At 57.3% G+C, this 15,044-nt stretch carries 5 protein-coding genes; 4 read left to right on the top strand and 1 reads right to left on the bottom strand.

What is annotated here, in order from left to right; all coding sequences use genetic code 11:
- Positions 1 to 72: 72 nt before the first annotated feature.
- Together D2E25_RS03790 and D2E25_RS03785 are read left to right on the top strand one after the other, a co-directional pair.
- The gene (locus D2E25_RS03790; protein ID WP_241217000.1) at positions 73 to 4,167 is read left to right on the top strand and encodes a DNA-directed RNA polymerase subunit beta'; all 4,095 of its coding nucleotides are present in this window, start codon (positions 73 to 75) and stop codon (positions 4,165 to 4,167) included.
- Positions 4,168 to 4,669: 502 nt separating this feature from the next.
- The gene (locus D2E25_RS03785; protein ID WP_241216999.1) at positions 4,670 to 5,191 is read left to right on the top strand and encodes an FHA domain-containing protein; all 522 of its coding nucleotides are present in this window, start codon (positions 4,670 to 4,672) and stop codon (positions 5,189 to 5,191) included.
- A gap of 145 nt (positions 5,192 to 5,336) precedes the next feature.
- Here the strand turns inward: D2E25_RS03785 and D2E25_RS03780 are convergent, their stop codons facing one another.
- The gene (locus tag D2E25_RS03780; protein ID WP_125979955.1) at positions 5,337 to 6,221 is read right to left on the bottom strand and encodes a PP2C family protein-serine/threonine phosphatase; all 885 of its coding nucleotides are present in this window, start codon (positions 6,219 to 6,221) and stop codon (positions 5,337 to 5,339) included.
- Between the two features lie 198 nt (positions 6,222 to 6,419).
- On the opposite strand from D2E25_RS03780, the gene D2E25_RS03775 reads away from it, so the two are divergent.
- Together D2E25_RS03775 and D2E25_RS03770 are read left to right on the top strand one after the other, a co-directional pair.
- Entirely contained in the window at positions 6,420 to 10,703 is a 4,284-nt protein-coding gene (locus tag D2E25_RS03775) for a PD-(D/E)XK nuclease family protein (protein WP_125980470.1), read from the top strand.
- Positions 10,700 to 15,019: an ATP-dependent DNA helicase gene (locus tag D2E25_RS03770; RefSeq protein ID WP_125979953.1), complete on the top strand. Its 4,320-nt coding sequence runs from the start codon at positions 10,700 to 10,702 to the stop codon at positions 15,017 to 15,019. The genes D2E25_RS03775 and D2E25_RS03770 overlap by 4 nt, the downstream gene beginning before the upstream one ends.
- Positions 15,020 to 15,044: the final 25 nt, after the last annotated feature.

Raw genomic sequence — 15,044 nt, 5'->3', positions numbered from 1 at the left:
TGCCGCCCGCCTGAACCGAACAACCCTGACGAGCAGTGATTGAAAACTTTTCAAAAGACAGGACAATACAGAGTGCTGGACGTCAACGCATTTGACAAACTGAGGATCGGCCTGGCCACCGCTGACGATATTCGCGGCTGGAGCTACGGCGAGGTCAAGAAGCCTGAAACCATTAACTACCGTACCCTGAAGCCTGAGAAGGACGGTCTGTTCGGTGAGCAGATTTTCGGCCCGACTCGCGACTGGGAGTGCGCTTGCGGTAAGTACAAGCGCGTGCGCTTCAAGGGCATCGTGTGCGAGCGATGCGGCGTGGAAGTGACCAAGTCTCGCGTGCGTCGTGAGCGCATGGGTCACATTGAGCTGGCTGCTCCGGTGACGCACATCTGGTTCTTCAAGGGTGTGCCGTCCCGTTTGGGCTACCTGCTGGACATTGCGCCGAAGGACCTGGAGAAGGTTATCTACTTCGCGGCTTACATGGTCACGAGCGTGGATGAAGAGCAGCGTCATCAGGATCTGCCTGACCTGCAGGACGAGTTCGATACTGAGATCGGCAACCTGCAGAAGCGCCGCGACAACGAGATCGAAACTCGTGCCCGCAAGGTCGAGGAAGATCTCGCTCAGCTCGAAGCTGAAGGCGAAGCGAAGGGCCCGGCTCGCGCTAAGCTGCGCAACGGTGCTGAGCGCGATATGGCTGCTATTCGCCAGCGTTACGACGATCAGATTCAGCGTCTGAACGCCGTGTTCGACCGCTTCAAGAACTTGAAGCCGGGCGACATGGAAGGCGATGTTGATCTGTGGCGTGAAATGGAAGATCGCTACGGCGACTACTTCCAGGGCTGCATGGGTGCTGAAGCAATCCAGAAGCGCCTGCAGGACTTCGACTTGGAGGCTGCTTCCAAGCAGCTGCGCGAAGAGATCGAAACTGGCTCCGGCCAGCGCAAGGCTCGCGCACTCAAGCGTCTCAAGGTCGTTAACGCGTTCCTGACCACCGGCAACAAGCCGGATGCCATGGTACTGACCGTCATCCCGGTGATCCCGCCGGATCTGCGCCCGATGGTGCAGCTGGATGGTGGCCGTTTCGCTACCTCCGATCTGAACGACCTGTACCGTCGTGTGATCAACCGTAACAACCGTTTGAAGCGACTCATCGAGCTTGGCGCTCCTGAGATCATGCTCAACAACGAGAAGCGCATGCTTCAGGAAGCTGTTGACTCCCTGTTTGACAACGGTCGTCGTGGCCGCCCGGTTACCGGCGCCTCGAACCGCCCGCTCAAGTCGCTCTCTGACATGCTCAAGGGTAAGCAGGGTCGTTTCCGTCAGAACCTGCTTGGTAAGCGAGTCGACTACTCTGGCCGTTCTGTGATCGTCGTCGGCCCGTCGCTGCGTATGCACCAGTGCGGTCTGCCGAAGCCGATGGCACTCGAGCTGTTCAAGCCGTTCGTCATCAAGCGTCTCGTGGACCTGAACTACGCGCAGAACATGAAGTCCGCTAAGCGACTCGTGGACCGTGGCGACTCCGAAGTGTGGGGCGTGCTCGAAGAGGTTATCGCCGAGCACCCGGTGCTGCTCAACCGTGCACCTACCCTGCACCGTCTGGGTATTCAGGCCTTCGAGCCGATCCTGGTCGAAGGTAAGGCTATCCACCTGCCGCCGCTCGCCTGCGCCGCTTTCAACGCTGACTTCGATGGTGACCAGATGGCAGTGCACCTTCCGTTGAGCGCTGAAGCGCAGGCGGAAGCTCGCTCCCTGATGCTCGCTTCCGACAACATTCTGAAGCCGGCTGATGGCCACACTGTGACCATGCCGTCTCAGGATATGATCTTGGGTCTGTACTACCTGTCCACGGTGATGGACGGCGCTAAGGGCCAGGGCCGCATCTTCTCCTCCTACGCGGAGGCGCAGATGGCACTCGACCTGCATGAGATTGACATGCAGGCTATGGTGCTGATCCGTATGCCGAAGGACTTCGTGCTGCCGGCCGGCTGGGAGCCGGGCGAAGTGAAGGTTGTGGACCCGGAGCCGGGCAGCCCGGATGTCGTGCACGAAGAGCGTTTCCACGACGGTACTGTGCTGTTCGCCACCTCGATGGGCCGCATCCTGTTCAACGAGACCCTGCCGGTTGACTACCCGTTCGTCAACGAGCCGGCGCCGAAGAAGCGCCTGTCGAAGATCGTTGACGATATCGCAACCCGCTACTCCACCGCTCAGGTGGCCGCTTCCCTTGACGCGCTCAAGGATCTCGGCTTCACCCGCGCACCGTGGTCTGGCGTGACCTTCGCGTTCTCTGACGTTGTTGAGCCGCCGGAACGTGACCAGCTGGTCGCTGAGTCTGAGGCTGAGGTTTCGAAGATCAACGAACAGTTCGACATGGGCTTCTATACGGAAGAGGATCGTCGTCAGGCGGTTATCGACGTGTGGACCAAGTGCGGTGAAGAAGTTTCTAAGGCTATCGAGAAGAACTTCGACCCGCGCAACAACCTGTCGATCATCGTTGAATCTGGTGCACGAGGCAACATGACCCAGATCAACCAGATTTCTGGCGTTCGTGGTCTGGTGAACAACCCGAAGGGTGAAATCATTCCTCGACCGGTCGAATCCAACTACCGTCGTGGTCTGTCCGTGCTGGAGTACTTCATCTCCGAGCACGGTGCTCGTAAGGGTCTGGCTGATACCGCACTGAAGACCGCAGAGTCTGGTTACCTGACTCGTCGTCTGGTCGACGTGTCTCAGGACGTGATCGTGCGTGAAGAAGACTGCGGTACCAAGCGCGGCCTGACCATGAAGGTCGGCGAGCATGATGAGAACGGTAACCTCGTGCTCGTCAAGGCTGCTGACGGTGGTCCGTACTCGCGTCTGCTCGCAGCCGACGTGGTCGATCCGAAGGACGGCACCGTGCTGTACAAGCGCGATGATGCTCTGTCGATGGACGTGCTCAAGGATCTCGTCGCTCACGGCATCGAAGAAGTGCAGGCTCGTTCTGTGCTTACCTGCGAGTCCAAGCGCGGCGTGTGCGCCAAGTGCTACGGCTGGTCGCTGGCCACCAACACGCTGGTGGACGTCGGCGAGGCTGTGGGTATCGTCGCTGCCCAGTCCATTGGTGAGCCTGGTACGCAGCTGACGCTGCGTTCCTTCCACTCCGGTGGTGTTGCTGCGGCTTCCGATATCACCCAGGGTCTTCCTCGTGTTACCGAGCTTTTCGAAGCTCGTACGCCTAAGGGTGAGGCGCCGATCGCCGAGTTCTCTGGCGTGGTGAAGGTGGAGAACACTGATCACGGCCGCCAGGTGACCCTGACCCCGGATGATACGAGCGTTGAGCCGCGCGTGTACACCGATACTCGTCGCGCACCGATGCTGGTCAAGGACGGCGATCACGTCAAGGCTGGTCAGCAGCTGGTTGAGGGTTCTGTCGATCCGAAGAAGATCCTGCGCATCCTCGGCCCGCGTGCCGCCCAGGTCAACATCGTGAACGAAGTGCACACCGTGTACCGTTCGCAGGGTGTGGATATCCACGATAAGCACATCGAGGTCATCGTGCACCAGATGCTGCGTCGCGCCACCGTCATTGACTCCGGTGACACCGCGCTGCTGCCGGGCGAGCTCGTTGACATGGCTCGTCTGAAGGAAGCGAACAAGGCTGCTGTGGCTAAGGGCGTTAAGCCGGCTGTGGCACGTCCGGAGCTCATGGGTATTACCAAGGCTTCGCTCGCCACCGATTCGTGGCTGTCCGCTGCTTCCTTCCAGGAGACCACGCGTGTGCTTACCGAAGCCGCCCTGAGCCAGAAGGTTGATGACTTGAAGGGCCTCAAGGAGAACGTCATCATCGGTAAGCTCATCCCGGCTGGTACGGGCCTGGCTCGTTACCGTAACGCTGTGGTGGAGCCGGACAAGGCGATCCGTGACACGATCTACCCGAACTTCGGCTTGGGTGCTGACGTGGCCGGTGGCCAGACCGACTTCTCTGACGCTGATCTGAGCGATGTGGACTTCTCCAACATCGACTTCGGCGACCTGAAGCTCGGCGACGACTTCAACCCGGATGACTTCCTGGACGACCAGGGCGGTCAGAACGATCTGGGTGACTTCGGTTCCGCTGACCTTGGCGATCTGGGTGATCTGGGTTCCGCTGACCTCGGCGGCGACTCGGATGACAACGATTCCGCGAAGTGAGCTGAATCGCTAGGTCACTAACAGCAAGCTACTCATCCCGGTGGGTGCATACACTGCGTATGCACCCACCGGGCTTTTTTATACGTGCCAATCGCATCTCGCACCTAGTCGTCAGCCGCCTAGCTGCCCGGAGGCGGTTGCAGAATCTTGGCTCTTACATGACTGTAGCCCTATATCGCTGGCGGAGCCTTGGCCCCCTCGGCTGAGGGGGCTGTCAGCGCAGCTGACTGGGGGAGCGTCACCACCTAAACACGTTTGTAGCACCACGAGTACGCCAGCAGTCAGCGCAGCTGACCTATGGAGGTGGTTGCAGAATCTTGGCTCTTACATGACTGTAGCCCTATATCGCTGGCGGAGCCTTGGCCCCCTCGGCTGAGGGGGCTGTCAGCGCAGCTGACTGGGGGAGCGTCACCACCTAGACACGTTTGTAGCACCACGAGTACGCCAGCAGTCAGCGCATAGTAGGCCCGATATGCTAAGACAGTGCCCTATGAGTAGAGGGATGAACGAACCGCCGCAGCCGCCAATCGTGCCCGCTGAACGCCACCGGTTGCATGATTACGGTGACGATCACAGTGACTGTTCTGCTGAGATCGCACAGGCGGTACATGATGCAGTACGCGCGGGAATTCAACCTCGCGATACGGCGATCACTGATGCTGATAATGCTGCACCTGCATCACCCTCGGCGCTTGCATACGAGTTGCATAATCCGTCTACTGGTCAGTCAGTAACCGTTGATAGCAGTGTGCTGCTGGGCCGTCACCCCGCGCACCGACTTCCAGAAGGGCTGATTGCGGTTCGGCTTGAAGACCCGACGCGCACGGTATCGCGCAATCATGCGGTTATTGTGCTGGATGATGACGGTAGGGTGTGGATTGAGGATTGCGGCTCGCTCAACGGCACGCATATCATCCACCATGATCAGCAGATTACCGTCGATCAAGGCAGGCCCGTGCAAGTCGAAGTTCCCGCTACTATTCGCATCGGTAACCAATTCTTCGACTTCGATCAGTGCCGCTAATCATTGGTGTGCATATCCGGACCATTACCTTATTTGTGTGCATATCCGGCTTACTGAAAAGGCTAAGGGGGTATGCCAGTGAACCGGATATGCACACTATGGGTGTGGAGCCAGCAGGTGGGGTCAGCAGTGGGTAAGGGGCGCTCTAGGCTGCTGGTTGTTGTGCGCGCATGGCGTCAAGCGTGTTTTCGCTGATTGAATCCAACTCTTCGCCATCGCCGAGTTTGCTGGTCTCCCAACGATAGTGTGCCGGCTGATCATCATCATGAATATCAACGACGATCACCGTAACGTTGTCACTGCCACCGGCGTCTAACGCCACGTTGATCAACGCGTCAACGGCTTCCTGCGGGTTCGGGTTTGCTGCAGCCACGCTAGCGATCACGTCGTCACTGACCTCGCCATGCAAACCATCAGAACAAATAATGAATCGTCCGCGCGATTCCACTGCATAATAATCAGGTCGAATGCCTTCCGGTGCGCCCAAACACTGGGTAATAATATTGCGCGGAATAATCGCGTTCGCCATATCCGGCAGCATCATGCCGGAGTCGATGACTTCTTGCCGTTTGGAATGATCGCGCGTGACATGCGTAATCGATGAAGCATCCCACGAGCCGTCCGATGATTGCGACAGATGATACGTGCGCGAATCGCCAATATTGACGACATACCAGTACGGGTCTTCCCAGTAGGAGCCGTCATCACCATCGGCGCCAATATCGCGCGGGGCGATCAGTCCGGTAATCGTCGTGCCGGCTACGCCGCCAAGTTCGCGTCCGATTGCAGAAACATCATGCTGCGCGGCTTGCAACACGTCATCAATGAACGCGCGCGAACGTTTCGGCGATGTGCTCACACTATGAAAACGTTCGATTGCAGCGGCGCTTGCACGCTGACCGCCGACTCCGCCGCCCATGCCGTCGCATACCAAGTACATGCCGTGATCAGCGTAGCCGCGATCCTGGTTTTCTGCACGACGGTAACCGGTATTGCTACCGATTGCAGCCTCAATATGCCGTGTACTCATGAATCATTCCTTCTGTTCGCTTCCGTCTTTCCGGCGCCGAGTCGCAACCGGTGGACAGCGTCGTCCGTTTGAAGGTGTCCGGCCCGGCGGCGCCGACTAGTTGCAAGTATAGGAGGTTCCGTGGCGGGGTGCGCGTACATAGCGTGTGGGTGGGATACTCTGAAAGGCATGGTAGGGATTGCACAGAGTCCATCGATGATGGTGAACGCGGATGAGTGGCTGGATAGTTGCGGCGGTTTGCCAGCTGATGCTGCAACACCATTGCTGGTGACGGGCGCGCCACGAAGCGGCAAAAGCAGGTTTGCGTTTGCCGCATTGATGCGCGCATTGGCCCAATATGGGCCTTCCGGGGCAGTGATGGCAGTATCTGACCGTCGTATTGCTGACGGGCTTGCTGATGAGGCGATTCGCCAGCTTGGTGCAACAACACAAGCGCGACCGGTAACAACGCTGTCTGCGATTGCATTCCGTATCATTGCTGATGCTCGTGCGCGTGACGGTGAGCCGCTGCCGAAATTGTTGAATGGTGCTGAGCAGGATGCTGTGTTGCGGCAGGTGATTGCTGCTCATATTGCACATGTGCGTGCAGGAGACCCGTGCGATACGTGCGCGTTGCTGCGTGAATATTTCGCGCTCGACGATTGGACGGGTGTGATGACCGGCGGCGTAGATGATGATGCGGCGGACGGCGCTGAGCGCAGCAATGATGCGAGTAATAGCACGCGTACAGCAGCACGAGGTGGGGTTGCTACCGGTGGTATTACGGGTGGCATTAATGACGCATTTATTGCTCAGTTGCGTGACATGCTAGCGCGCATGGATGAGCTGGGCGCGTCTCAACAGATTGAACCCCAGTTGTTGACGATTCTCGGCGCGGGGGAGTGGAGTGCGCATGTTGAACGTTTGCATGCGCAGTGGCGGCTTGCATTCACGCTTCGCCGCGAATATCAGCATGCGGTGAGCGTTGCGTATCCGGGTGAATACCGGCTTGACTCTTCGCGCTTGCTTGTTGAAGGTGCTGAAGTACTGCGTGATGCGGGCGATACTGCGAGCTTGCCGCAGATGATTGTTATTGATGATTGCCAAGATTTGACGCTTGCTGGCTTATCGTTTGTGCAAGCGTTGCAGCATGCCAACGTTCGCTTGATATTGGTAGGCAATCCCGATGAGGCTGTGCAAACGTTTCGCGGCTCATACCCCGAGTATTTGTTTGCACAATTGCGCAACCGATTGGGCGTATCAGAGCACGAACTGCCCGCGCCATACTCAGCGGTTTCTGACGCAATCACGTATCGTGATCTTATTGCGTCGCGCGTGTCGCTGTCTATTCATTCGCCGATTGATGATGATCGACCGGTAGCGCAGCGCCCTGGCAAACTCCCGCAAGTAGCAGGTAGTTTACCGGTGACGGCATTAGACGCGGCTCACCCGTTGCTCAGCGACAATAGTGTGCGCACGGCGCTTTATCGCAGCCCCAAAGACGAGTTAGAGGACGTGGTGTGGCGTATCAAACGCGCGCATCTGGTTGATGGGCGCGCATGGAACGACATGGCGGTCATTGCGCATGACAACACTACGGTGCGCACATTCGGCGAACGATTGCGCCGCGATGGTGTGCCTGTGCGCTACTCGTCGGTAACGCGCCCGCTCAAAGACGAACCATTCGTACAAGGATTGTTTGCGCTACTGGAATTAGCGGAACTGCGCGAGCGCGATCTTTCAACGATTGATTTGAGCGTGAATGAGCTGGCTGCGCTAGTGCGCTCGCGTGTGACAACGCTGATGGAGAGCCCGCTGATTGCTATTGGTGCAGATCGCAATCATGAAGGGCGCCCAGCACGATTGGCGCCTGTTGAGACTGCGATGAACGCGTTGGCGTCTCTCGCGGCTGTAGTAAGGCCAGCGCAGGCGAATGCGGCTGATGATGCTGTTGGTGATACTGCTGCCAGTAGCGTGTGCGCGCAAACGTCGCTCGCGCAATTGGTAGAGCACTGGCAATCGTGGAACACGGCATTTCGCGACGCGCATGCGGGGAATATTGAAGTTGACAATACGCTGATGGCATCTGACTTCGCACAAGCTGATAGTGCAAAGTCGACGGCTAGCGGGGTGTTGCCTGATATATCAACGCATGAATCACAGGCATTTACGCTCAATGCCATGTATCTGCTGTTGGAGTTCGGCACCACTCTTGACAGCGTTACCAGCACTGACAGCGTTGACAATATTGCCAATGCTGACAACGCTAGCAAGGCAGCTAATACTGAAGCAGTCATATTGTCAAGTAACGCTGCTGCACTCGGTGGCACTGATGCTGTACTTGCATCAATCCAGTCAGTATGCGGCCGCAATCCACACGCTACAGCATTCGCACACCTGTGGAATCTAGTTGCTCGAGTAGCCAAAGGGCTTAAAGAGCTACCATCGCGTGAACCCCAGTATGCGCTTGGACTCGCATGGGATACATGCCATGTAGCAGGGCGCTGGCAGCGTGAAGCATTAAACAATTCAGACGCTGGGCGTGCAGCCAATGATCGACTTGACGCAGCAATGCGCTTATTCGACTATGCCGCCGGCTCTGCCGCCAAACGCGACCTTACTGGTTTTATGCGCCAAGTACGCGCAATGCGTATTGAGGCAGACTCATTGGCTAAGGTAGCGCCTATCGATCAAGCGGTAACACTCACCACTCCCGCGGGTGCATCCGGTCGCAGTTGGCCGCTCGTATGGATGCCGGCCGTGCAACAAGACGTATGGCCAAATCTTGCCGCACGCAACACCCTCTTCGGTGGCGAAGAGCTCGCTGACGTCATGCTATTCGGCAAACTCGCTGGCGAATCCACTACTGGCCGTGATATGCGATTCGAATCAGTGCTGTTCTCCGAGCAGAAAAGCCTGCTCGTCGCACTCACGCGTGCATCTGAACAAGTAACGATCAGCGCAGTACACAACGATGACACCACTCCCTCGGACTTCCTCTACGGGTATATGCCAGAACGCTTTACCCGCGATGGTGCTCGTACGTATGTGGAAGTGGGCGCAGACGACCAGTTCAGTGGACTTGATAGTGACCCGCGCGGACTCGTAGCTGCTGCGCGTGTAGCGCTCGCCTCCAATCCACCGGATTCACCAGCTGCTCACGATGCCGTAGCAGCGTTGCGGTTGCTTGCAGCCCATGGTGTTGAGGTAGCAGATCCTGCTAACTGGCCGTTCCTGATGAGTAAACACCATGAGAACGTTGGCGATGACAGTACTCATACTGCGAAGGTTGTCAAGCCGGTAACGTTATCGCCATCAGCAGTAGACGGCATTTGGGCGTGCCCAGTGTGCTGGCTGATGGAGAATCGTTTTGCAGGCCCGCGCGCGGGCAGTGTAGCAACCTCGTTTGGCTCACTGATTCATGAGGTTGCTCAGCTTGCCAGCGAAGAAGGCCTAGACTTGCCAACCTGGCGGCCGGAGCTCACCGATACAGCAGCGCGTATTGACGCGGTTCGCGATCGCATGATGGTGATATATCGTGAACGCCGAGGAGATGGCGTTGTCATTGACGATCCAGCCGATCGCTATGCTGCAGCACAACGCGATGCAACAGCTGAGAACGTTCTCGGCATGATTGCCAATTATTTCATCATGTCCAACATGGCAACGTATCCAGCAGGCAATGCGAAGAATTTCTCAATCGGCGTGCTGGAATCAGCACAATGCGAACGGTCATTTAGCGCGTTATTCAACCTTGATGATGTGCTCGCAGCATATAACGCAATCGGTGGCATAGAGCCAATTAGTCGAGCGGAATTGTCAGCGATTATGGGCACGCTTGTCGGCGCGTGGCCGCAAGGCATGAGCGATGATCTGACAATACGACTAGCCGGTCGTATTGATCGTATGGAAACGCGCCGCATGGCGGACGGCTCGCAGAGCATTCGTTTGATCGACTACAAAACCGGTAAAACGCCTTCGCCTATCGCAGTGTTCAACGACTTGCAGCTCGTGTGCTACCAGCTAGGACTTGCCTTCCCCGAAGGCGGGCCGCGCGGGGTTGCCGCATTGACCACGCTGCCACAGATTGCACAAAGCGCACTGTTCCATGTGGCGAATAATGATGCTCCAGCAAAAAGCTATGGTCAAGAAAGCGTGTATCAGCCGGCATTGTTCGCAAATGGGAGCCTTAATGCAGCCGGATTCACGCCGCGCTACTACTACAAGGAGCTTGGCAAACTCACGGACATTCCGCAGCTGGATAGCAATCCGCCACAAGGTGTGAGCAGTCAAGCGTGGCAACAGTTCTTGGGATTGCGCGGCACACAGGCGGTGTGGGCGTTGACCATGATTGCGCGCGTGTTTTATGCGGCGGCAGCAAGCCGCTCAGCCATGTTGGAAACACACCCGCAACCGGCACACCGCCGATTCTGCCGTATGAAAGCATCATGCCCGGCTTGCGCCGGCCAGATTGACACCGTGTTCGAAGTGAGGCAAGCATGAGTGAACAGCAGCGCATTACCGATAGTCCCGAGCAGGCAAAGGTTGTCAACGCGCCGGTGAGCGATGATCTGCTCGTAGTTGCCGGCGCAGGCAGTGGCAAAACGTATACGATGACTCGCCGCATTATTGAGCTCATCGGCCGCGGAGTGCCGCCAGAGCGCATTCTTGGTTTGACATTCACACGCAAAGCCGCTGCAGAACTGCTGTCTCGCGTATCGGACGCCGTTGTGAAACGCGAGGATACTGCAACGGGTGTCACAACGGGTGTCACAACTGGAGCTGCTGCAGTGCGTGCGGCGAATCGTGCGTTCTTAAAGCCAACTGTGGCTACGTATGACGCGTTTTTCCAAGGTATTGTACGCCAATACGGTTTGTTGGTTGGTTTTGATCAAAATACGCAACCGTTGAGTGAAGCGGGTGCGCGCCAGCTGGTCTCCGTTGTAATTGATCAGCATATGGACTTGCTGATGAACGAAGACTATACCTCGTTCAGCGATGTCATCAACAACGTACTCGAACTCTCGCAGGCAATCGGCAGTGCAATGATCGGCGGCCCGGTTGCGACGGTGAGCGAAGCAATCGCGCGCATTCGCGCATGGGATGCTGACTTTATCGCCCAGCTTGATATTGCAATCGGTGAAACGCCAGTGCCAGCAGAGCAGCCGAAGCCGCGTGCTCCGAAACGGCTGAAAAAAGACACCGATCGCAGTTTTGAAGAAAAACGTCAGATCTACCGTGACGAGCTGCACCAAGTGTGCGTGTGGCGTTGCGATCAGTTGCGCCAAGTGACCCGACGCCGTGAGACATTACTGACACTGGTTGAAGCGTACGAGCGTGAAAAGCGCCGTCAAAACATGGCGGAATTTAGCGATTTTACGGTGGCTGCCTACCAGCTAGTTTCGCGGTTCCCCTCAATCGCACAACGGTATCGCCGTCGCTACACGCATGTGTTGTTGGACGAATATCAAGACACCTCTACCACGCAGGCCATGCTGCTCGCAGCCCTCTTCCACCCCGAACAGGTCGCTGAACAGGTTGACAACGATCGCACTACTGGCAACGATCGCAGTGCAGTGAACGCAGTAGGCGACCCATTCCAATCAATTTACGCGTGGCGAGGTGCAAGCCCGGGCGCATTCCGCATGTTCCAACGCGACTTCGATATGCCGGTTGACGTGCGCCCTTACCCGTTAAGCGTCACCCGCCGCAATAGTCGCATCGTGCTCGAAGCAGCAAACAACCTCACACAACCATTGCGAGTAGGCCCACGCCGTGCAAGCAGTTCGCTCATGCGTGAAGTTGAGGTCACGCCACTCTCCCCGAAGGATAACGCTGACGAGGGCACGCTTGGCGTATTGGGATTCGCAACGTTCGGGCAAGAAATCGACGCGGTAGCGCGATTCGCCAAACAAGCAATCGCCATGTATGGCAGCAACAACAGCCAGGCTGATAACGCTAGCAGCGGCCCGCACGTTGCCGTACTACTGCGCAGTAAAACCCGCATGGCTGATTTCGCGCAAGGGCTTGAAGCATGTGGGCTCACCACGTGCGTGGTCGGCTATTCCGCGCTTCTTGACCGGCCTGACGTCAAAGACGTGTTCGCACTCCTACATGCTGCATCTGATCGTGCAGATAGTGCTGCGCTTATGCGATTGCTCGCCACTCCACGATTTGACCTGCATGCCGATGAGTTAACTGCGCTAGCTCGCATGGCTGACGATTTGGATACGCAATACCGGTATCGAGCACTCATTGAAGCAGGATTAGTACCCGCAGAAAGCGAAGAAACAAGTGGCTTGCCAGCAGCGGGGGAGGGCAGTGCATCAGCTGCAACCGTTAGCACGTCTGCAGCTGATACTGCTCACCGTTCGCCGCTCGCTGACGAACGTATTCGCGCAATCGTCAAAGAATATCGCGACAAAGTCCCGCACGCCGTATTCCTCGCCGATCTGCTCGCGCGCAAAGATTTACGCGAACTCATTACGCGCGACGGCAGTTTTTCATCTACAGCAGCGCATGCAATCGTTCGCGCTGGCGAAGCCATACGCCGTGTGCAACGCGTAGCAAACCATCCACTCACTGAAACCGTTACCGAAGCGGTTACAGCACTCGGTCTTGATATCGACGCGATCGTGGCGCAAGCCATCGCACACCCAAATCAGCCAATACATTCCACGCAAGCACGCTCGGCAACAGACGCCATCATCGCGCTAGTAGACACGTACACGCAGGAAATTCTCGAAGGGTCAAATCCAACCCTGCGCGGATTTGTTGCGTGGGTGGACTCACTCAAACAAGTCGAGGAAGAAACTGCCGCCGTACCAGATACGCCAGCCGATGTAGTGCTCATGACCATTCACCAATCCAAAGGCCTTGAATGGGATGCAGTTGCTGTAGTCGGCATGGCTGCAGGCACATTCCCCACTAATCAGGGCGGCTTGCATATTGAAAGCGACGAGCGTCACCTTGGCGGTATGGAACAAGGACGGTGGACTGCGCCCGAATATCATGCGACCGTTTCCACATGGTTAGACGATGCGGCCGCCGTGCCAGCGCCAGTGCGCGTAGATGCTGGTATTCTGCCGCGCTTCCCGCATGACGCGCAGCCAGGTGCAAGCCCCGAGCAAGCATTAGCCATGCTTGATGATGTTGAAGTGATTGACGATGAGATTTACGCCGACATGCGCGGCAAAGACATCGGCGATGACATGGATGCGGTCGACCCAGACAGCTGGTACCTCACGCAAGAAGAAGAGTATGGTACGCGGCTGCTTGCTGATGAACGTCGACTCGCCTATGTGGCGCTTACACGCGCCAAGCATGATGCGCTACTCACCTACAGTAGCTATTCGACTACAGACCGCGATCCGAGTGAGCTACTATCACGCGCTGGCCGCCAACCGCGCGCAGCCAGCCCCTCCGTGTTCTGGAATGAAGTTAACGATTCCCTGTGCCATCACGATGACAAAGTCACTGCAGCCCTCACACAGCACACCGAGTCAGAGACGGCTTCGGTGGAAACGATTGCGGCAGCGGCAACGATTGCACAGACACCAGCTGCACCCACATCGCTCGATGCCGTTGGCGCTGCTCGCCCAAGCGGATTCTTTGTTGGCGAGCATGCCGCCCAATATGAACAGGCGGTGGTTGAAGCAGCATGGCGCTCGCCAATCGAGGTACGCGATGAACACGTTGACCTTACGTGGCCAGCAGAACTCTCTGATACGGTACGCGCTCAACTCATGCCAGCAGCACTAGCCAATGCTGTTGCATCCGGCGAGTTTGCTGCGGCGGATGGTGACAGCGTGGATAACGGCAGCGTGGATGGCAGCCTAACGAAGAGTGACAGTGCGAACGATAGCAGCGCAGACTCCGCACATCATTCACTCCTCGCGCGGGCGGCTATGCTCGTCGCCGACCCAGATCTTATGCCGTGGTCGTTCGACGATGACGCTTCGCTCGATGAGATCGTCCACAACAAAGCAGGCATACTACTCGCACGCGGTCGGCAAAACGTGACCGCCATGCAAGCGCGCGCCGGTCACATGACCACCAGCGAAGCGCGCGAATACTGGCGGGGTATCATCCGCCCAATTCCACGCGTTGCCTCTCCTGCAGCCGAGGCAGGCACGATATTCCATGCTTGGGCAGAACAGTTCATTAATGCCTACGGCGATCCAATTCCGGCAAGTGACGGAACAGCTACCGATAGTGAAACCGGCACAACTGCAATCGCCACAGACGCTAGCCAGTCACGCGCTGCCATGCTCGCAGATCTCACCACTCGCGAAAAGCGTATCGTCAACCAGCTAGAACAACAGCTGGGGGAGAGCCCCTCAAGCGAAGATTCATCGGCCAAGAACAGTCAGCCGGCCAAAGAACGCCAACTCATCACATGGCAGCGCCGACTCGCGCAATCCACATGGGCCAATCGTCGCCCAGCATGGGCCGAACGGCAAATCGTTGCCGTCATACCCGGCCTCAATAACACCATCGTCAACGGCAAACTTGACGCAGTCTTCCACGGTGGCATCAACCCCGCCGATACCACGAAGCGTTACACCATCGTCGATTGGAAAACCGGCCGCCGGCCACACAAGCCACAAGATATTGAACGCAAACTCGTGCAACTCGACTGGTACCGGTTGCTGTTAGCCACGATCGAACACGTGCCGCTGGACAGTATCGACGCCACCCTCTACTATCTGAGTGAGCCCGAAGAGGGCGCGCGCGAGCTTCACGCCAGCGCAAAAACCGAACAAGAGATCCTTGCCGAGTTGAGCTCCGGTATCCCGGAACAATCCGACAACGACTGACATCATGGCATAGGGACCATGACGC

This window comes from Bifidobacterium goeldii, assembly GCF_003951095.1.
In the GTDB taxonomy this organism is placed as follows: domain Bacteria; phylum Actinomycetota; class Actinomycetes; order Actinomycetales; family Bifidobacteriaceae; genus Bifidobacterium; species Bifidobacterium goeldii.
Note: the sequence above shows the minus strand (reverse complement) of the source record. Positions and strands in the feature narration are given on the sequence as shown.